Source organism: Chryseobacterium oncorhynchi, assembly GCF_002899895.1.
GTDB lineage: Bacteria > Bacteroidota > Bacteroidia > Flavobacteriales > Weeksellaceae > Chryseobacterium > Chryseobacterium oncorhynchi.
Genome location: NZ_PPEI02000021.1, coordinates 1 through 950 on the forward strand (window position 1 = coordinate 1; position 950 = coordinate 950).

The window sequence follows — 950 nt, forward strand, 5'->3', positions numbered from 1 at the left end:
ATTGTAGCAGCAAATATCCAGAACTCACCCAAGGGACATGGCTCCAAGGATGTATGGGTTGTCAAACTCGACAAAAATGGCAAGGAAATCTCTCAACTCATTTTGGGTGGAAGAGGTCTTGACGAGGTTGAAAAGATGATTCCCACAAAGGATGGTGGCGCATTATTGGGAGTTTATTCCCGAAGTGGAATTGTCAATAACAATGGGCAATCAACATCCGATGGCAATACCTCAAATGAAAAACCTGCTAAGGACAACCAACTCTCTACAACCTCCAAACAAAGCGAAAACTTTGGTGAGGGTGATTACTGGATCATTAAGCTTGATAAGAACGGCAAGGTTGAATGGGAAAAGAACCTTGGTGGTAAGGGAGACGATCACATCAGAACCCTGGCATTAACTTCTGGTGGCTACATCATTGGCGGAGAATCCAGATCGGAAAGATCAGGAAACAAGACCGTGGGAATTGAAGAGGGAACAGATCTTTGGCTGGTGTCCCTAAATGAACGTGGAGATGAGCAGTGGCAGAAGTCCTACACCTTTGGAAACCGTGATATTCTGATGGGTATGAGCGTGATTCATTCAGCAGATGCTAAATCCTCCAAAGGCATTCTGTTAGGAGGCTACACTCAGGCTGAGGGAAGAGTGGAAAAGGATGATGAGACATTCTGGATGCTGTATCTGGACGGAAATGGAAATGAACAGTGGAGAAAGCACATCAAGGGAGAATCCAGGAAAAGAGAGGAAAGACTTTCGGATTTAAGACTCAACAAAGATGGTTCCATTATTCTGGCAGGAACCAGTGCCGAGGAACTAGGAAAAGAGAACTGGAAGATTGTAAAGCTGGGTGATAAGCAGGTCAATGATTTAATTGAAAAGTATGACATCAAGATCTACCCGAACCCTGTCTCGGATTATGCCTACGTAGAAATAGGTTTTGACCTCAAGGA

General features: G+C 44.3%; 1 pseudogene. It reads left to right on the forward strand.

Annotated elements, in window-relative coordinates:
* Nucleotides 1-950: pseudogene (locus C1638_RS22035) on the forward strand (T9SS type A sorting domain-containing protein); the annotation flags it as partial.